The organism is uncultured Holdemanella sp. (genome assembly GCF_934772795.1).
Lineage (GTDB): Bacteria > Bacillota_I > Bacilli_A > Erysipelotrichales > Erysipelotrichaceae > Holdemanella.
The window spans coordinates 25,923-45,172 of record NZ_CAKVMR010000009.1 but is presented as its reverse complement, the minus strand read 5'-3'; the positions used below and the strand labels follow the sequence as shown (position 1 = coordinate 45,172).

The following is a 19,250-nucleotide window of genomic DNA, read 5'->3' as shown; positions in this document are numbered from 1 at the left end:
ACACGTCGCTTTGGATTTGAAAAAGTAGCTATTACATTAAGAGAGTCTATCAATGCCAACATCAACAACTGGTCAGCAATGTTGTTTGATGGAAAAGATTACTATTTCTCAAAGAAATATAAGATGCAGATCGTGGACAGAGTCGGTGGTGGAGACAGCTTTGGAGCTGGATTGATTGCAGCATGTTTGGAAGGCTATGATGCTCAGTCAACAATCGAATTTGCGGTAGCTGCAAGTTGTTTAAAACATTCAATTGAAGGTGATTTCAACATGGTAAGCATGGATGAAGTGTTGAAATTAGCTGGTGGAGACGGTTCAGGCCGCGTCCAAAGATAAACCAATAATTTAGGTAGCAACAGATTACTATCATGTATTTATTTCTCCTATTCACAACAACAATATACTTACTTAAAATATCTTAATCGTAGTCATCTGTTACTATATATAAAAAGGATCGATATTCCACTCCCACTGAATATCGGTCCTTTTATTTGTTTAATATTGATAGATCCACACAAAAAATGGCATTGTTAATATACATAATAGAGTTGTAATAAAGTAATAGGCACTTGCATATTCTGAATCTGCATCATATATTTGTGCAATTTGTGTTACTGAAGCTGCGGTTGGTGCAACTGAAGCTAATAAACTAATTAGTAAAATCATATCTCCATTTTTCGCCATAGATGATAAACTTGAAAATTTTAGCAAGCAAACTGCAAGTAATGGAAATACAATCATCTTTAAAAATGTAATAATATAGAGGCGCTTGTTCTTTAAACAGTCTTTGACATCCATACCTGCAATCAACATACCCGCAACAATCATAGAAATTGGCGCAATAGTTGCACTCATTGAATCCATAGTTTCTGTAATTAAAGATGGTAGTTGTATTTTAAGTGCAAACATTAATATACCTATTATAGATGCAACGACATTTACATTTTTCAATAGTTCCTTAACATTAAATCCTGTTTCTTCACATATCAACATTCTACCATGTGTCCAAATAAATATAGTTGAAACAAGAATATATCCTGTTGTATATACAACCCATTCTTTTCCTAACAAAGCTTGCACTAAAGGAATAATCAAGTTTCCTGCATTTGTATATATTATGGTAGCTTTTTCAACACCATTTAATGTATATACTTTTCCAAGCATTCTTGCTCCAACAATATAGATAATATGAACAATAATTGCTGCAAGGAAAGAGAGTATAATCCCGTTTTTCACATCTTGAGAATACTGGACTTGAAACGCATTGATAATAACACAAGGATTGATAATATATAATGCGACTGTCGATAAAACTTTACTGTCTTGCTTGGTTAATAAACTTGATTTTACTAGGATAAATCCTAGTAAAATCATAATAAACAATTCTGCGATTTGTTTCGTTAATAATAATGACATTATTCAGACAAACATTCTCCATTTGTTTCAATAACATGTTTATACCAATAGAAAGACTTTTTCCTATATCGATTATAAGTACCATTTCCATAATCATCAGCATCAACATATACAAATCCGTATCGCTTAGACATTTGTTTTGTGCTTTCACTCACTAAATCTATACATGCCCATGATGTATATCCTAATAATTCGACCCCATCTTCATGAATCGCATCATACATAGCTTTAAAATGCGCTTTATAATACTCTATATGATAATCATCATTTACTGTATAAGAACCCTTTCCATCTGGAATTAATTCTTCTTTAGCCCCTAGGCCATTTTCAACAATGAATAATGGTTTTCTATAGCGATCATATAAATCAACTAACGAGATTCGTAATCCAATCGGATCAATTTGCCAACCCCATTCACTTGAAGGCAAGTAAGGATTCTTAATTGCGGTTACAGTATTTCCTTCTGTTGTATCAAGTCCTTCTGTATTTTTTGCGACACAGCTAGACATGTAATAAGAGAATGAAATAAAATCAACAGGATATTTTTTCATGACTTCAAGATCATTATCTTCCATCACAATATGAAGACCATGATTTTTAAAACGCGCTAATAAATATGCTGGATACTCTCCAAACACTTGTGTATCACTATAGCAATAAATAGAGCGCATCTTTTGTTGCATTTCCAATACATCTTCAGGGCGACAAGAATATGGATAATATGTTAGTTTTGTAAGCATACATCCAACTTGAGAACCTGGAATAATTTCATGACAAATTTTTGTGGCCAAGGCACTTGCTACAAATTGATGGTGCATAGATTGGAAAATAACTTCTTCAAAATTCTTATCCTTAAATCGATCACGAATCAAACCACCTGTTGTATATGGATGGCGAATCATACTGTCTACTTCATTAAAAGTAAGCCAATATTTCACTTTATCTTTATATCGCGTACAGATTGTTTCTACAAACTTACAGAAGAAATCAATTGTTTTTCGGTTATACCAACAATTATATTTCAACACTAAATTTAATGGTGGTTCATAATGAGACATAGTCACCAATGGTTCTATGCCATATTTTTTACATTCATCGAATACATTGTCGTAAAATTGTAATCCTTCTTCATTTGGCTCTAAATCATCTCCATTTGGATAAATTCTAGACCACGCAATACTCATACGGAATACTTTAAATCCCATTTCTGCCATTAAAGCAATATCTTCTTTATAGTGGTGATAAAAATCACTTCCATGACGTTTTGGATAATTCACCATGTCTTCAGGATGTTCCATCGCATACTGAATTTCTTCACTCGTAATTTCATTATGTGCGGCATAATTAGTTACACTTGTATCAAAATGTGCTTTAGCACAATCGGAAACACTCCAGCCTTTTCCGCCTTCATTCCAACCACCTTCATATTGGTTGGCAGCTGTAGCGCCTCCCCATAAAAAGCCTTCAGGAAACTTCATGTTCGTCCTCCTACAACTCTTCACCATTTGTTTCAATTACTTTTTTGAACCATTCAAAAGAATCTTTTTTACTTCTTTCTAATGTTCCTGTACCATCATTGAAACGATCTACATAAACAAATCCATAACGTTTACGCATTTCACCTGTACCAGCACTTACAACATCAATAGGTCCCCAATACAAGTATCCCATTACATCACAACCATCTTTAATGGCTTCTTCAATTTGAACAAGGTGATCTTTTACATATTTTTTTCTAAAATCATCATGAATTTTACCTTCAGAATCCAAATTTTCATCTAATCCAATACCATTTTCTACAATGAATAATGGCAAATTATATTCATCTGTTAAAATATTACATACATAACGAATACCTTTTGGATCAATAGGCCAGCGCCATGGTTCTGGTGATGTTCCTTCCAAATATGGATTTTCAACACCAGCAGCTCCACCTGTATCTACAGTAATAGAACCATCTGATTTATATACAGCACTACGATAATAACTAAACGCAATATAATCAACTGTATTGTTTTTAATTACTTCTAAATCTTCATCTTTCATAACTGGTGTACAGTTTTGTTCATTCCAAATACGTTTTACATAGCCTGGATAATATCCTTTACACATTACATCTAAGAATAATTTTTGTTTGCGTTGGAATTGTAAAGCACCAAATACATCATCCGGATTACAACTATATGGATAAGTAGCCATACTTGATAACGATAACATACATCCAATTTTTGCCTGTGGATCAATTTCATGACACAATTCTACTGTCTTTGCGTTTGCAACAAAAATATAATGTGCCGCTTGATACAATTCAGCATCTGTTAAATCCGCATTAGGAATTCCTTTTGCATTTGGAGTTGTTTTCAACACACCACCTGCTGCAAATGGCATTCTAAATATGTTATTGATTTCATTAAATGTCATCCAATATTTAACTTTTCCCTTATAACGATTGAATACAACTTTTACATAATTCATCCAGTATTCAATCAATTTTTCATTTAACCATCCACCGTATTCAGTTAATAAATGTAATGGTGTTTCATAGTGAGAAAGAGTAATAACTGGTTCCATTCCCAAACGGATCATTTCATCAAATAAATCATCATAGAATTGTAATCCTGCTTCATTTGGTTCTAATTCATCTCCATTTGGAAAGATACGTCCCCATGAAATACTTGTTCTAAAGGCTTTAAATCCCATTTGAGCCATATAGGCCAAATCTTCTTTGTAACGATGGTAGAAATCAATTCCATCATGAGACAAATATACTTTATCTTCTTTAAAATCTGGAACCCATTTATTTGTTTGTTCATCATATTTCAAATCTGGATTTCCAATAATACCTACCATCACATCTGTAACATTTAATTGTTTACCAGCCTCTAAATATGCACCTTCTAATTGGTTTGCGGCAACAGCTCCGCCCCATAAAAAATCTTTTGGAAAACTCATACTCTTCACCTATTTACTAATAACTTGACCTTTCTTTACTTCTTGACAATCAATAAATGAAATTTCTTTTTCATTTGGATCTGTAACAATCAACATTGTGACCATATCATATTTTTTACTTAATGTTTTCAAATCAACTTTAACAAGTGGATCTCCCGCTTTTACAATTTGTCCTTGGTTAGCCAACACTTCAAAACCTTTACCATTACTTTCTACTGTATTTACTCCAATGTGAATGATCATTCCTACTCCGTCATTACGTGTAATTCCAAATGCATGTCCTGTTGGATATGCTACATCTAAAGTTCCGTTGCATGGTGCACATATTGTACCTTCGCTTAATTCAATTGCGATGCCATCCCCCATCATTTTTGATGCGAAAGCAGGATCACTCACACTTTCTAAAGGTACTAATGTACCATTAGCAACTGCAACAAATTCATCATCTGAACACACTACAGTATTCACTTCTTTTTCTTTTCTTTTAAAAATTGATAACATAATATATTCCTCCTTATGTTTACTTTATAAATTCATATATAGCCTGACTTACTCCATGTTCATCACAGCTTTTTACTACTTTGTATGCATGATCTTTAATTTCTTGAATGCTGTTTTCTGGTGCAAAACTATATTTAAAAAATTCAAACATACTTAAATCGTTGTGTGAATCACCCATAACCATAACTTCATCTTCTTTAATATTGGCATACTCGCAATATCGTTTTAAAGCAAGTCCTTTTGTGGCTGTCAAATTCGTAACTTCTACATTGTTTTTTCCTGTAGATAGATGGGACAGTTCTGTAAATTTTTCTAAGACTTTCTTTACATCTTCCACGGGCTTTGAGTTATAATGGAATCCTTCAACTTTTAAAATTTTCTTTGTTTTCGCAAATTCTTTTATATCTTCAATTTGAACTAAATTATTACAAGGCTTATCCATATTTGTTGCGAAAATATGTGCCATTTCTTGATTTCTTATTTTCCCTATTCTTTCAATAAACCTTTGTCGTACCTCTACTGGATCTGTTGTTGTATAGAACCCATCAGTAGTGAAAATCATGTGTGGAACATCATGTTCATTCATGATTTCACATACTTCTTCAAGATACTTATTATTAAAGAAATTTTGAAACACTAGATTTTCATCTTCATCATAAACTTCAGAACCATTACCAAGCAATAACACTGGTTTATGTTTTAATAAACAAGTAATATCTTTTACGCTTTGTAAATCTCTACCTGTTGAAAAACAAAATTTAGCTCCTTTTTGATATGCATATTCAATTGCATCTAAGTTGATTTTTGAAATTCGATTTGGCTCATCTAATAGAGTTCCATCTAAATCGCTCGCAATGAGTTTAATCATAACTTCTCCCTTCATCCATCTACAAAAAACCCAGCTGGTTAAGCAGCTGGGAGAAAACTTTTAATTATTTTCTTTTTGCTGCTTTAATAGGACCTTCATCAATTCCTAAAACATAAGTGATAATAGCAGCTGCAACGATTGCCACAGCAACACCGATAAACATTGCCCAAGCAGTTGATAAGAACATTGGAGCAACAGCTAATATGTTTGAATATCCAAATACAAATGCTCTAGCTCCTAATAATGAAGCAACAATACCACCGATAGCAGCACCACCCATTACTCCATACATTGGTTTTTTATATTTTAAGTTACATCCATAGATAGCTGGTTCAGTAACTCCAGCAACAATGGCACCAACTGCCAATGATAAACATTCTGATCTAAATTCTTTATCTTTAGTACGTAAAGCTACACCTAAACAAGCTCCACCTTCTGCAACGTTGTGTAATACGAATGCAGGACGAATTACAGCATCATAACCAATAGTATCCATATTTTGAATCATGAATGGAGATAATGCAGTGTGCATTCCAGCCATGATCATCCATGGAAGACATGCAGCTAAAGCAGCAACTGCAATAAATGGAACATGATCACCTAAGAACAAGAATACATAACTGATTGCATCACCTAGGAAACGTCCAGCAGGACCTAATACTGTAAATGCTAATGCACCAGTAACAAGGATTGTTAATGAACCTACTAATAATGATTTTAAGATTCCTGGAATCACTTTATTCAATCCCTTTTCAATATAGTAAGCAGCGATTGGGATTAACAAGGCAGGAAGTAATTGTCCATTATAAGTAATAGCACGACATGGAATACCAAATAATGTGATAGCAGTTCCTTCTCCGACTGCAGTTACCCATTCTGTAGTAAGTAAAGCAGCAGTAACTAACATTGCATAAATTTCAGTTCCACCTAATTTTTTAGCAGCACCATAAGCTACGAATATAGGCATGAAGTAGAATGGAGCGTTGGCAATCCAGCCTAATACCATACTTGTTGTTGATCCTGCAAAGCTAGGCATTGCGTATGGCAACAACATTAAGATAACTTTTAAGATACCACCAGCGACTAAACCTGGAACTAATGGTGTAACACTTGCTTGTACATATCCTAATACAATTTGTGGAATGCTTTGTTTTTCTTTTGGTCCATCATCTAAGTTTTCATCGACAACAGCGCCCTGTGTGAAGTTGTTTTGTTTAACAATTTCTTCATATACAGGTAATAAATTTGCTCCTAAGATAACTTGTAATTGTCCACCAGAGTAAATAACTCCTATAACTCCTTTAATATTTTTTAAAGCTTCTTGATCTGCTTTATTTACATTTTTTAATACGAAACGTGCTCTTGTCATACAGTGAGCAACTGAATTTACGTTTTCTGGTCCGCCGACATGTTGTACAATCTCTTGTGCAACGGCTTTTGCATCTATTTTTGCCATTTTATTTTTCTCTCCTTATAGAATTCTAGTAATGTGGATAGTTAAATAAAGTCTTTCTGCTGAATCTAACTTGTATGAATATGTTTCATAGAGATAAGACTCAATATTATCCAAACATTTTTTAATAACCTTAAATCGCTCATCATTCTCATTGAAGAATGCTGCATCAAATTGATCTTTGCATTCTTGTTTTTCAATAATGACTCGCTTAATAAAATACTTAAGATGAATCACTAAACGATAGAAGCCTGGTTTTGATTCATTTAATTCAATACCTAATGTACTTTCAATAATTCCTAAAATGGTTTTGGTTCCACTTAGAATAATATTGATATCTTCTTCATTTTGATTTACATTTCCATTTATAAAATGGAATGCAATACTTGCCGCTTCTGTCATATCTAGTTCAATATGATAAAATTCATTAATCATTTGAACTGCATGTTTTGCGACTTTGTATTCATCTTTGTAGAATAATTTAATTTCTTCTAAAGACAAAGTAACTCTTGTCTCGTGATTTTTTATTTGTGTAACCGCAAAATGAATGTGATCAGCTAGGCTTAAAACCAATCCGTCTTTGAATTGCTGATGTAATTCTTCTTGCGCATACGCAATAATGTTTTCTGTTAATTGGAAACATTCAAATGGAATTTCCTCCACTAAGCTTTCAAAACGGTTTTTGTAAGCATTATTACGTAATTCGTAAATTTTATAGATTTTTTTAGAGTCGACTAAATCATGTACATGTTTTCCAAATCCAATTCCTGAACCCATGATGATAATTTCTTTTTTATCTTCATTTTCAGAAATGACAACGTTGTTATTTAAAACTTTCTTTATTACATAATATTGCTTTATCATAACCTCTTCTTAGTAGCTAAGATCTCCACCATTTGTGTGACAAACTTTCTTCATCCACTCAAATGATTTTTTCTTGCTTCTCTCTCCTGTTCCATTTCCCTTGTCGTCTAGGTCTACATAAACGAAACCATAACGTTTTTTCATTTCACCTGTACTTAGTGAAACTAAATCTGTATTTCCCCACATTGTGTAACCAAGAACTGGCACTTTATCAATGTTAACAGCCTTTTTCATTTCTTCGAAATGTTGAGCCAAATATTTAATTCGATAATCATCATTTACAGTTCCATCTGCTTCTTTGACATCGATTTCTCCTAAACCATTTTCAACCACGAATAATGGTTTTTGGTAGCGATCATATAATTCATTTAATGTATAACGAAGTCCAATTGGATCAATTGGCCATCCCCATTTTGTGCTTTCTAAATATGGGTTTGGATCTCCTCCAAGTAAGCCCATTGCCCAAGTTAATTTTGTATCTTTAGAAATTGTCATTGATCTATAGTAACTAAATGTTACCATATCTAATGTTCCTTCACGTAATATTTCATCATCGCCTGGTTCTTTTACTAGTTTTACACCACGTTCTTCAAAGAACTGATCTGTAAAGTTAGGATAGTAACCACGAGCCATAATATCAATGAACCATAAGTTGTTACGACGTTTCATATAACTTGCCATGATGTCTTGTGGATCACATGTTTTTGGATACATTTGAGATAATGCATACATTGTACCAACCATGTTTTCAGGATCAATTTCATGTGCAATCTTAACAACTTTTGCACTTGCCACAAACATATGGTGTTTAGCTTGATAAACTGTTTGTTCATCTTGCTTGTGCGTTCCAATTTGTGCATATCCATTTACTGCATTAATTTCATTAAACGTTAACCAATATTTACAACGACCTTTATAGCGTTCTAACACTGTTGTTGCATATCGAACATAACAATCAATCACATGACGACTTGACCAACCATCGTATTTTCTTGCTAAATGATCTGGAAGTTCATCGTGGCAAATTGTAATCAATGGTTGAATGTTATATTTTTCAAGTTCTGTGATTACATCATCATAGAATTTTAATCCTTCTTCATTTGGTTCTAATTCATCTCCTGTTGGGAAAATTCTAGGCCAACAAATAGAGAAACGGAATACGTTGAATCCCATCTCACCCATTAAAGCAATATCTTCTTTATAGTGATGATAGAAGTCAACTGCTTTATGACTAGGATAATATTGATCATCATAAATCTTTGCTTCTGCTCCATCTGGGAAACTTTCACGAGTAGGAACTTCACCTCTAGTTCCATCTGCAAGTTCTAATGTGATCATTCTTGGTTTTTCTAAAGATCCATCTGTTTCAAAATCATGAGTGGATAACCCTTTTCCACCTTCATTAAAGCCGCCTTCATATTGGAAGTCCGCTGTAGCTCCTCCCCATAAAAAGCCTTTTGTAAATTCTGCCATATAAGCTCCTTTCAACAAAAAAGAGGCAACACCTATAAAAAGCCTATCCTACTAATATACCTATTAGTATCGCTTTCTAAAGGTATTGCCCCACTAAATCCTTTGGGTAACAAACCAACATATATGTCTTATTTATTTGTACAGCCATATGATAGCGCATACACAAAAAGTTGTCAACACTTTTTGTAAACGATTTCAATAATTTTAAAAGTATTCTTTACAATACTCAATAAACTCCTTTTTGATAGGATGAAGGATTTTTCCTTTCTTATACACTAAAGCAATTGGATAATGCAAATCATCTTTTAAAGGAATCATTTTGATTTTTGGATTCTCAAATTCTTGATATACCTTTTTAAATGAAAGAGAAATACCTACATTTTCTTCTACAAAGCTAAACATCGTGCTTGTATGCGGCATTTCTATGGAAATATTTGGTTCAAATCCCGCTTTTTTACAAGCTTCATAAAAGATTTCATATCCCCCCGATCCTTTTTCTGGGAAGATAAATGCTTCATCTTTTATATCACTTAAATAAATTTCAGACTGCTTAGATAATGGATTTAATGTTGATACAACTACGCATAGTTCATCATCAATTAATGGAAATATGACATAATCAGATGGTTTATCTAATAAGTCTGTTCGAATTAATATAAAGTCAAAGTCATCAATATGATCAATGGCATATCTAGCACTGCTTTCTTTGATATGAAATTCTAGATGTTGATGGGATAAAGAAAAATCTCTCAACATTTTAGGAATGTGATATGGAGACAAAACACTCATACAGCCTAAGCGAATAGTATTAGGTTGCAATTCAACTAATGCACGATCATACATCATCAATATGGACTTGGCATATTTGTAAAACTTTTCACCTTCCACAGTTAAAACCGTTTCATGCATAGTACGATTGAACAATTGCACACCCAATTCATTTTCCATTTTCTTGATTTTCTTTGAAAGTGTACTTTGCGACATATTACATTCAAAGGCTGCTTCAGTAAATTTCTTTTTATCACTTAATACCACAAAACATTTTAAACTTTCGATTTCCATCATAATCACCCTATTCCATTTTGGAATATCTTAACGCAAACATCGAATTGTTTGCAAGTACATGTCTTAATATAATGCATATATTGATTGGAGGTAACACTATGCCAAATTATATGAGAAGAAAAATCATTATTTACTTAATTGGAATCTTTACACTTGCGATTGGATCCAATCTGTTTTTAAATGCTGCTTTAGGTGTTGCTCCATCTTGTTCTTTAGCATTAACTTTAACTTTTCTTCTTCCAGGCAGCTATGCACTCTATAATTTTATCGTGAATAGCTTGATCTTAATTCTAGAAGCACTCATTGTGCATAAATTTGGAAAAACACAAATCATTCAATTCATTATCACATTCATATATTCTTACTTAATTAAAATTACATCTATATTCTTAACACATATACAACCACATTCCTTCTTAGAACAAATTCTATTAGCTATATTGGCATGTATTGTCATGGCTCTAGGCATCACATTAACGATTCATTCCAATCTTACTGTTATGCCTTATGAAGGTTTTATTGGTGCATTGGCATTTCGTTTAAAAAAGGACTTTGGTAAACTTAGAGTAATCATTGATGTAACATTTACTCTTGCATCAATCGTTATATCCTTAATTTTATTGCACAATATTAATTCTGTTGGACTAGGTACAATTATCGCCTCTTTTTTAACAGGTAGTGTTGTATCTTTCTTTGATAGGATTTTAACCACAAGATTAAATCATTATCTTGGTTTAAGCTGTACAACAGTTTAAATTCAAATGTTGTATTATAATATATTTGAGGTACTGATTATGAAGAAAATATATACATGTATGCCATTAAATGAAGAACACAAAAAGCTATTGGAAAGTTCATCTTCCAATTGTGAATTTGTCCATTTAGGTTTAATTAAACCAACTCTTGATCAAGTCAAAGATGCGAATGTAATCATTGGAAATATTCCGGTTGAAACACTTAAAAATATTCCGAATTTAGAATTTCTACAACTCAATAGTGCAGGCACAAATGGATATTCTGATAGTCCTGACTTTCCTAAAAATGTATTACTTGCCAATGCATCCGGTGCTTATGGAGTCGCAATTTCAGAATGTATTCTAGCTGGCATTTTAACTTTAATGAAACATATTCCTAGCTATATTCAAAATCAATCTAACCATGAATGGAGGGATGAAGGAAACGTAAAATCTATTTATGGATCCAACATTCTTGTATTAGGTTTAGGTGATATTGGAAAAGAGTTTTCTAAACGAGCCTACGCAATGGGCGCTCATATTACAGGAATTAAAAGAAATATTCAAGATAAACCAGAATATATAGATAAATTATGTACAATGGATTCTTTGTATGACGAACTAGAGAAAGCGGATATCATTGTTTCGAGTCTTCCTGGATCTAAATCCACGTATCACTTATTAGATGAAAAAGCACTTACTCATATTAAGAAACAACCCATCTTTGTGAATGTAGGAAGAGGCACTTTAATCGATTCTAATATATTAGAAAAAGCATTAAAAGAAGGTATTTTCTCAGGTGCCTATATTGATGTTACTGATTCTGAACCATTACCTAAAGATTCAGAATTATGGAATACAAACAATTTAATCATCACTCCACATGTAACGGGTGGATATCATTTAGATGAAACTTTAAATCGTATTGTACAAATTAGTGCTACAAACATTAAGAATTATTGTGAAGGAAAAGAAATCATAAATAGAGTAAATCTAGAGGTATAAGAAGGAGCTGTAACGAGTAAGTGAATTTTATTGCTTACGGAGTTCAGCTCCTTTCTTTTTGCCTTATAGCTTCTAATTTAAATAAAAAATGAAAATACGCATCTAGCCTTACTGCTTTTTTGGGCACACTAAAAACAGATGTCTATTTTCATCTTTTTTTAACTCTTAGAGACTTAATTTAATTTGTTGCTTTTTTGAAACTCTAGTTTTCGAGTGTGATATCTTCTTAGATTATGACCGATACATACGAGTAGTATTTCCAATTTTACACCAGATATGCCGCGACGACGTAATTTATCATAATGATTGTCTTCTTTGATCTGTCCGAAGATTCCTTCACTCCAGATACTTCGTTGTGTCATATACTTTTTACCTTGCTCAGTCGAAAGATTTTCTTTGACTTCTTTTTTATAGGATTCAAGCTCTCGACACCTTTGTATCGTTCGTCCTGTTTTTGATTTCGTACACTGAGATCTGAATGGACAGCCTTCGCAATGTTCATTCTGATACATTTCAATTTCTCGTGGATACATGCCGCGCCTTTCAATTCGAGTATCCACCAATGTGAACTCATAGCCTGCTGGACAGATGACCTTATCTTCTTTATTTGGATTCATCTGGGCACGGGTAAACTGATTCTTAGACGTTTTCTTTTCAGCTTCTTTACGCATTCCACTGTATTTCATATACAATTGAATTCCATGTTCCTTGTCGTATTTATAGTTGTCAAAACTTCCGTATCCTGCATCTGCTGGTGTGGCATTTGGATAGCTTCCATAAGCCATATGATAGCCTTCCATAAATGGAATATATGTTCTAAGATCATTGGCATCACTTGACACATATACATGTCGAATATATCCCTCACTGCTGCCAACCTGCACATTATATCCAGGCTTGAATACATTTGTATGGTTGTAGTAATCATATTTCATGTGCATGAACGTTGCATCTGGATCCGTCTTTGAAAAGCTGTTTCGATCTCCTGCAATATCAGAATACATGGTGTATTTAAACATCTTCAAAGCATCTTCTTTAAATGCTTCCTGATACCTTTGTAGGTCATGCTTCTTTTTACCTTTACCATGCACAACTTGGATTGAATTCTTCGCCATCAGCTGTTCTATCACAGAAACTACTTCAAACAGGTAATCGAAATTAATTTCTCGCACAATTGAAAAACGAATATTTAAATTGTTTTTTGAACAGTATTTATTAAATGCAGAAAGCCTGTCCATGACTTTGATCCAACGCTTTTCTCTGAATTTCTTTGTAGCTTTCATCCATACAAAAGTCATTTTATTGGCATTGGCTTCAAATTTTGTTCCATCAATATATAAGACTTCTGTATCTATGACATCATGAGCTTCAATATACTTGTTGATATCTATAAATATATCTTCTATAGACATGGTAAGCTTGTCCTTGATAAACCTTTCAAAAGCCATATGAGAAGGTGTTGCACCATTCATAATGAATTTGAAACGGATGTCATATTTACATAATTTTTCTAAATCACGAAGAGAAGCATAACCATTTATCGCAAATGCAAGAATGACAGCTTCGAACATTTGGATTGCATCATATCCATGAGCGTTATCCTGTGAGAAATCGATATATTTAAAAATGTTGACCTCTTCTACGACTTCCTTCACAGTTCTTGAGATATCGTCTTTTTCAACGACATCATCATAAGAAAAACACAAAGGGAATTGAAATGATGGTTGATATGCATTACAATTAACTAGGTATTTGTTCACAAACATAGTATACCAAAAAAGACCGATATTCGGATTTTTAATCTCGAATATTCGGTCCTTTTTTATTAGGCTGAAACTTCTTTATCCGTTACAGCCCCTTTGTTTTATTAACTATTAAATGCTAAACAAGCAGCTCCTAATAAACCGCTATCTTCGTTTAGAGTTGATTTTCTTACTTTTACCAATGGTTCAACGACTGGATAAACCTTCGTCTTTACTAAGCTTTCCACTTCTTCTACAAATCCAGGTATCTTTAAAGCAACAGAGCCTCCAAGAATTACAATTTCTGGATCAATAAATGCTTGAATACCTGCGATAAAGTTTGCCAAATACAATTTAGCGTCATCCATAATCTTTTGCGCCTCTAAGTTTCCTTTTAAAGCTAAATCGTTTACTTCACCAGCATGAGCTACAATCATTCCTGCTTTTTCAGCACGTTGTTCAATAGCCGTACCACTACAAATAGCTTCTACACCACCTGGATAAATACTTCCATGGCTTGGTCCATTATTCCATAAACAAACGTTGGCCACTTCATTTGCAAATCCATGTGCACCTTGGAACACCTTTTTATTGATGACCAGTCCAGCTCCTAGTCCTGTAGAAACCGTTAGGTATTGAACGATATTATAATCTTTTCCTTCCCCAATTATAGCTTCTGCAAGTGCAGCTAAGTTTGCGTCATTTTCTAAATAAACAGGTTTATGAATCAAATTCTCTAATTCTTTTGTGATGCAAAATCCATGCCACTTTCCATGTAAATTTGGTGTGGTTAAGATTTTACCTTCAATCAAGTCCAATGGCCCTGGACAAGACATACCTACTCCGACAATTTCTTTGTCAAAGTTTTCAATAGTTTGTTTGATTTTAAATAGTGTAACATCTGGATTATCAGCATCAGTAGAAAATTGAGCTCTTTCCTCAATTTTATATCCTTCATCAATCAATGCGACTCGAGTATTGGTTCCACCAATATCAATTGCGACTGCATATTTCATTTTATATTCTCCATTCTATAGAAAAAGGAAACTCAAGGTTTCCTTTTATATGTAATTATCTGCTACTTAATTCTTATTCGTAATAACATTTAACTTTGTCTTGAGAGTTAAATAATCTAATTTTGTCAGCACATACTTTTCCACATGCTTCCATAGCTGCAGGATAGATTTCTAATGGTTCTCTATATCCTGGGTTTTCATTTAATGTTTTACGTGCTTGTTCGTAGAATGCAACTTTGATGTCACTTGAAATGTTGATTTTGCAAATACCATTCTTAACTGCTTCAGCGATTTCTTCATCTTTATTTGATGATCCACCATGTAATACTAATGGTACTGAAACTTGGTCAGTGATGTCTTTTAAGATATCAATACGTAATTTTGGTTTCATATCTTTTGGATAGATACCATGAGCTGTACCGATAGCACATGCGAATGTATCGATTCCTGTATCTTCAATAAATTGTTTTGCTTCTTCTGGAACTGTGTAGATAACACCTTCAGTTCCACCTTCAATAGAGTTACCTGTTGTACCAATTGTACCTAATTCTGATTCTACTGAAACATTAGCGATGTGTGCTGTTTCAACAACTTTTTTAGTAATAGCAACGTTTTCTTCGTATGGAAGTTTAGATGCATCGATCATTACTGATGTCATACCTGCTTGAATAGCACGTACAACTGTTTCGTATGAATCACCGTGGTCTAAGTGAATACATACAGGAACATCTGTATGAGCTGCTTCATAAAGCATAGCCTGAATTTGTGCATATCCAACGAAATTGAATTCATCTGGACTCATTTCCAAAATAACTGGTGATTTCATTTCTTTTACAGTCTTCATAACTGCTTTTAACAATTGGTCAGATCCAATGTTGAATGCAGGTACTGCAAAGTGGTTCTTTTGTGCTACTGTTAGCAAATCTTTCATGTTCATTAACATAATATGTTACCTCCTATTTAAACTATAAAGATTTTCCTTCTGATCCGGATAAGCGGATATAATGTTTAACTAATTCTTGACTTTCTTTTTCAACCTGGTGCATCATCACCCAGAAGTTGATGTCTGGATCTGCTGCCAAGTGTTTTTTGATTGCTTCTGTATTCGCATTCATAAAGTCACAACCAACATTAATTTTGTTGATTCCATATTTTACTGATTTCAAGATGTTTTCATCACCTGAACCAGATCCACCGTGTAATACAAGTGGCATTTTTGTAAGTTCTTTAATTTCTTTTAATCTTTCAAAATCAAATTTCGGAACATATCCCTCTGGATAATTTCCATGACTTGATCCGTATGATACTGCTAATGCATCAATACCTGTTTCTTGTGCAAATCGCAATGCTTGCTGAGGATTCGTTTTCATCTGATCACTAGTGAATTCTTCTCCTTCAGTGGCTCCCATGCATCCAATTTCACCTTCAACCGATGCGTCAAATTGCTGAGCAAACTCAACAATTTCGCGAGTCATTTTAATATTGCCTTCCAAATCATATCTAGAAGCATCTACCATTACACTTGAATATCCATCGTGCAATGCCTTCTTTAATAAAGGTACCTCTTGACCATGATCGAAGTTAAGTGCAACTTCGACACTTGCTCTGTTTGCCAATTTCTTTACAATTGGAGCAATTAAATCACTATCACAATGATTGACCATGTGTTCTTGCACAATGTTAATAATGATTGGCGCTCGAAGCGACTGTGCAGCTTCGATGCATGCACGAGTCGTTTCGATGTTAAAACAATTTATAGCCATCACTGCGTAGTTTCCTTGGTTTGCTCTTTCAAGCATTCCTTTCATTGAAACATACATATTTTTTTATCCTTCTTCTTAAACTTAAATTTTTTTATTCGAATGAGATTCCTGATAAATCTACTTCAGCTTCTTCTTCATCAATAGATCCGCCAGCGTATTCTTCATCAGTTAATTTTTTCTTCAATACATTTAATAAGATTGCTGTTACACAACTTCCTGCTAGCAATGCTACAACTGCGATTAATGGATTTGACATTGCTGGAATTACGAATACTCCACCTGATGGAACTTTAGATCCAACACCGAATGTAAAACTGATTGCTCCACATACACCACATCCAATTGAAGTTGAAGCAACTGTACGAAGTAAGTCGTTCATTGCGATAGGAATAACACCTTCAGAAATCATACATAATCCCATTGGGAATGCAACTTTGATTGCATCTTCTTCTTGAGCTGTAAAGATTCTCTTCTTCAATGCTTTTGATAACAACCATCCAAAAGTTACCCCAATTGGAGGTACCATAGCAGCTAATACTTTGATTGCTTCTGGTTCTGTAATTCCATCTAATAATAAACCATCACAAATTAAGTTAGGAACTTTACTGATTGCTCCACCAAAGTCAATACATCCGATGAATCCGATAATGAATCCGTATAATGTTTTTTGAGATTGGTCTAATCCAGTTACGAAGTTATTTAATCCGTTAGTCATAGCAGTGATTGGTCCACCTAATACGAAGTACATTAATAATCCACCAATCATAGCTGTTAATGTAGGGATAATCATCATTGGCATTAAAGCTTCAGCCCATTTAGGAACTTTTACATATTTACGAACAGCTAATGCAATGTAACCAGCAACGAAACCACCAATCATTCCACCAAGGAATCCTGCTCCTAAGAATGATGCGATTTGACCCATTAAGAAACCTGGGGCAATACCTGGACGGTCAGCAATAGAATAAGAAATGTATCCACCAATGAATGATGGTAATAATCCCATACCTAGAACACCAAGTGAAGTGAATGCACTAGGAACAGTCATCTTACTTAAATCTGTTACAACTTCTCCTCCCATTAAGTTACCAACGGCAATTAACAAACCTGATGCAACAACTAGTGGCAACATGTAAGAAATCGCTGTCAGCAAATGCTTTTTAATTTCTCCAATAGCTTTTTTCATTTTTTTACTCTCCTTCTTTTTATTATTAAGCTTATTTTGTTTTATTTAATTCTGCTTCTACTTTTTCAAGTAATTGTTTAGGTGCCTTTGTTACTAAACTAGTTCCAACTTTAACAACCTTCTTGTCTTTGAAACGTTCTGTACCAGTGATCTGAATATCAACTGCAAGAATAACAACATCCGCTTCTTGGATTTGTTCTGGAGTTAATTCATCTTCAGTTCCAATAGTACCCTGTGTTTCCACGTGGATCTCGTGTCCTAATGCTTCAGCGGCACGGATCAATTTTTCTTTAGCAATATAAGTGTGCGCAATACCTGATGTACAAGCAGCAACGGCAACAATTTTCATATTACTATCTCCTTTCTTCAGGACTTATGTCCTCTCTTTAACTGTCTAAATGATACAATGGAAAGCGCTTTCTTACACATTAATAGAGGGCATTTTATTGTGGTAATTTATTCCGGAAAATAAAACGGAAAGACTTTTTAATGTGGTACTTTTTCAAACGTCCGTATTAAATTACCGGATTTAATTGTGGTAACTTTTATGACTATATAAGAATAGTTAGGGTCTAGCTCTGCTTTAAGATTACTTGGGGCAGAGTGCTAGGCGGCTAAACAATCGCTCCAAAGTATTTTGGGACTTTTTTGGTGCCAGTAGCTATATATTTGTTGATTTCCAAGAGGATAAATATACGCTATTATAGAAATATAAGATTATTGTTGTACATTTATGTTCTTCATTCAGATATAAATGTCTTTCAGGATTATATGAATGAAACTCGGATTATTTTGTTTTGAAACGCACCTTTAATTACTGTTTTATCGTTTCAAAAGACACAGGAATAATTACTGTAGAACAGAAAAGAATCAACAATGCACTGATGGAGAATCGTAATGCGAATCATCAAATTAGTTACGAAAACAGCCAATGGCTAACGCAACTGGGATCGATTCAGAAACAGATGTATGTTGATCTTAGAAAAAGGTATTGATTTTGAAATCAACAAGAATGACGGAAGCATTAAAATAATTGAAAAAAAGACCCGGACAACTAAATGTTGTCCGAGCCCAATATCAGCTATAAACCGTTTTGGGGTATATGCCGCCCCTTAAAATCTTGGAGAGCAAATTCACCTAACCCCATCTAAATTTATTGCGCCCTTTTATTTTCTCCTCCAACAAAAAAAAGCAGACCATCAAGATCTGCTT

The 19,250-nt window shown here is 33.7% G+C and carries 18 protein-coding genes; 3 read left to right on the top strand and 15 right to left on the bottom strand.

The window, feature by feature from the left end:
* A partial coding sequence (locus Q0F04_RS03305) for a PfkB family carbohydrate kinase (RefSeq protein ID WP_295750131.1) occupies window positions 1–336 on the top strand: 336 nt, incomplete at its 5' end.
* Between the two features lie 159 nt (window positions 337–495).
* On the opposite strand, the gene Q0F04_RS03300 is transcribed toward Q0F04_RS03305, so the two are convergent.
* The 9 genes from Q0F04_RS03300 to Q0F04_RS03260 form a co-directional block, all read right to left on the bottom strand.
* Complete coding sequence (locus tag Q0F04_RS03300) at window positions 496–1,416, bottom strand: AEC family transporter (RefSeq protein WP_295750128.1); 921 nt, start codon at window positions 1,414–1,416, stop codon at window positions 496–498.
* On the bottom strand, window positions 1,416–2,894 hold the full coding sequence (locus Q0F04_RS03295; protein ID WP_295750125.1) for a family 1 glycosylhydrolase: 1,479 nt from the start codon (window positions 2,892–2,894) through the stop codon (window positions 1,416–1,418). The genes Q0F04_RS03300 and Q0F04_RS03295 overlap by 1 nt, the downstream gene beginning before the upstream one ends.
* A gap of 10 nt (window positions 2,895–2,904) precedes the next feature.
* Window positions 2,905–4,368, bottom strand: a complete 1,464-nt coding sequence (locus Q0F04_RS03290; RefSeq protein WP_295750121.1) for a glycoside hydrolase family 1 protein — start codon at window positions 4,366–4,368, stop codon at window positions 2,905–2,907.
* 9 nt (window positions 4,369–4,377) lie between these two features.
* A complete protein-coding gene (locus Q0F04_RS03285) occupies window positions 4,378–4,869 on the bottom strand; it encodes a PTS glucose transporter subunit IIA (RefSeq protein ID WP_295750118.1) in 492 nt (163 codons plus the stop codon).
* A gap of 19 nt (window positions 4,870–4,888) precedes the next feature.
* Window positions 4,889–5,737 (bottom strand): Cof-type HAD-IIB family hydrolase, encoded by an 849-nt coding sequence (locus Q0F04_RS03280; RefSeq protein WP_295750116.1) that lies wholly within the window; start codon window positions 5,735–5,737, stop codon window positions 4,889–4,891.
* Window positions 5,738–5,801: 64 nt separating this feature from the next.
* On the bottom strand, window positions 5,802–7,193 hold the full coding sequence (locus Q0F04_RS03275) for a PTS transporter subunit EIIC (protein WP_295750111.1): 1,392 nt from the start codon (window positions 7,191–7,193) through the stop codon (window positions 5,802–5,804).
* A 15-nt stretch (window positions 7,194–7,208) separates the two neighbouring features.
* Entirely contained in the window at window positions 7,209–8,054 is an 846-nt protein-coding gene (locus Q0F04_RS03270; RefSeq protein WP_295750108.1) for a PRD domain-containing protein, read from the bottom strand.
* Between the two features lie 9 nt (window positions 8,055–8,063).
* On the bottom strand, window positions 8,064–9,527 hold the full coding sequence (locus Q0F04_RS03265; protein ID WP_295750105.1) for a family 1 glycosylhydrolase: 1,464 nt from the start codon (window positions 9,525–9,527) through the stop codon (window positions 8,064–8,066).
* Between the two features lie 204 nt (window positions 9,528–9,731).
* The gene (locus tag Q0F04_RS03260) at window positions 9,732–10,589 is read right to left on the bottom strand and encodes a LysR family transcriptional regulator (RefSeq protein WP_295750102.1); all 858 of its coding nucleotides are present in this window, start codon (window positions 10,587–10,589) and stop codon (window positions 9,732–9,734) included.
* Between the two features lie 101 nt (window positions 10,590–10,690).
* On the opposite strand from Q0F04_RS03260, the gene Q0F04_RS03255 reads away from it, so the two are divergent.
* Together Q0F04_RS03255 and Q0F04_RS03250 are read left to right on the top strand one after the other, a co-directional pair.
* The gene (locus Q0F04_RS03255) at window positions 10,691–11,347 is read left to right on the top strand and encodes a DUF6198 family protein (RefSeq protein WP_295750098.1); all 657 of its coding nucleotides are present in this window, start codon (window positions 10,691–10,693) and stop codon (window positions 11,345–11,347) included.
* A gap of 39 nt (window positions 11,348–11,386) precedes the next feature.
* Window positions 11,387–12,331 carry a D-2-hydroxyacid dehydrogenase gene (locus Q0F04_RS03250; protein ID WP_295750094.1) on the top strand — a complete coding sequence of 315 codons (945 nt, stop codon included), beginning with the start codon at window positions 11,387–11,389 and terminating at the stop codon, window positions 12,329–12,331.
* Between the two features lie 173 nt (window positions 12,332–12,504).
* Here Q0F04_RS03250 and Q0F04_RS03245 read toward each other — a convergent pair whose 3' ends face one another.
* The 6 genes from Q0F04_RS03245 to Q0F04_RS03220 all read right to left on the bottom strand — a co-directional run bounded on the left by Q0F04_RS03245 (window position 12,505) and on the right by Q0F04_RS03220 (window position 18,387).
* On the bottom strand, window positions 12,505–14,091 hold the full coding sequence (locus Q0F04_RS03245; RefSeq protein ID WP_295750091.1) for an IS1182 family transposase: 1,587 nt from the start codon (window positions 14,089–14,091) through the stop codon (window positions 12,505–12,507).
* Between the two features lie 107 nt (window positions 14,092–14,198).
* The gene (locus Q0F04_RS03240; RefSeq protein ID WP_295750088.1) at window positions 14,199–15,089 is read right to left on the bottom strand and encodes an ROK family protein; all 891 of its coding nucleotides are present in this window, start codon (window positions 15,087–15,089) and stop codon (window positions 14,199–14,201) included.
* 73 nt (window positions 15,090–15,162) lie between these two features.
* Window positions 15,163–16,032, bottom strand: a complete 870-nt coding sequence (locus tag Q0F04_RS03235; RefSeq protein WP_295750085.1) for a ketose-bisphosphate aldolase — start codon at window positions 16,030–16,032, stop codon at window positions 15,163–15,165.
* A 22-nt stretch (window positions 16,033–16,054) separates the two neighbouring features.
* On the bottom strand, window positions 16,055–16,909 hold the full coding sequence (locus Q0F04_RS03230; RefSeq protein WP_295750082.1) for a class II fructose-bisphosphate aldolase: 855 nt from the start codon (window positions 16,907–16,909) through the stop codon (window positions 16,055–16,057).
* Window positions 16,910–16,943: 34 nt separating this feature from the next.
* Complete coding sequence (locus Q0F04_RS03225; protein ID WP_295750134.1) at window positions 16,944–18,083, bottom strand: PTS fructose transporter subunit IIC; 1,140 nt, start codon at window positions 18,081–18,083, stop codon at window positions 16,944–16,946.
* On the bottom strand, window positions 18,070–18,387 hold the full coding sequence (locus Q0F04_RS03220; RefSeq protein WP_117992443.1) for a PTS fructose transporter subunit IIB: 318 nt from the start codon (window positions 18,385–18,387) through the stop codon (window positions 18,070–18,072). Before Q0F04_RS03220 ends, Q0F04_RS03225 begins: the two co-directional genes overlap by 14 nt.
* Window positions 18,388–19,250: the final 863 nt, after the last annotated feature.

Bases quoted from the DNA above. Each gene is read 5' to 3' on its own strand.
- Q0F04_RS03275 (WP_295750111.1), bottom strand. From the start codon at position 7,193: ATGGCAAAAATAGATGCAAAAGCCGTTGCACAAGAGATTGTACAACAT.
- Q0F04_RS03250 (WP_295750094.1), top strand. From the start codon at position 11,387: ATGAAGAAAATATATACATGTATGCCATTAAATGAAGAACACAAAAAG.
- Q0F04_RS03240 (WP_295750088.1), bottom strand. From the start codon at position 15,089: ATGAAATATGCAGTCGCAATTGATATTGGTGGAACCAATACTCGAGTC.
- Q0F04_RS03235 (WP_295750085.1), bottom strand. From the start codon at position 16,032: ATGTTAATGAACATGAAAGATTTGCTAACAGTAGCACAAAAGAACCAC.
- Q0F04_RS03270 (WP_295750108.1), bottom strand. From the start codon at position 8,054: ATGATAAAGCAATATTATGTAATAAAGAAAGTTTTAAATAACAACGTT.
- Q0F04_RS03265 (WP_295750105.1), bottom strand. From the start codon at position 9,527: ATGGCAGAATTTACAAAAGGCTTTTTATGGGGAGGAGCTACAGCGGAC.
- Q0F04_RS03255 (WP_295750098.1), top strand. From the start codon at position 10,691: ATGCCAAATTATATGAGAAGAAAAATCATTATTTACTTAATTGGAATC.
- Q0F04_RS03300 (WP_295750128.1), bottom strand. From the start codon at position 1,416: ATGTCATTATTATTAACGAAACAAATCGCAGAATTGTTTATTATGATT.
- Q0F04_RS03290 (WP_295750121.1), bottom strand. From the start codon at position 4,368: ATGAGTTTTCCAAAAGATTTTTTATGGGGCGGAGCTGTTGCCGCAAAC.
- Q0F04_RS03230 (WP_295750082.1), bottom strand. From the start codon at position 16,909: ATGTATGTTTCAATGAAAGGAATGCTTGAAAGAGCAAACCAAGGAAAC.
- Q0F04_RS03280 (WP_295750116.1), bottom strand. From the start codon at position 5,737: ATGATTAAACTCATTGCGAGCGATTTAGATGGAACTCTATTAGATGAG.
- Q0F04_RS03260 (WP_295750102.1), bottom strand. From the start codon at position 10,589: ATGGAAATCGAAAGTTTAAAATGTTTTGTGGTATTAAGTGATAAAAAG.
- Q0F04_RS03220 (WP_117992443.1), bottom strand. From the start codon at position 18,387: ATGAAAATTGTTGCCGTTGCTGCTTGTACATCAGGTATTGCGCACACT.
- Q0F04_RS03285 (WP_295750118.1), bottom strand. From the start codon at position 4,869: ATGTTATCAATTTTTAAAAGAAAAGAAAAAGAAGTGAATACTGTAGTG.
- Q0F04_RS03295 (WP_295750125.1), bottom strand. From the start codon at position 2,894: ATGAAGTTTCCTGAAGGCTTTTTATGGGGAGGCGCTACAGCTGCCAAC.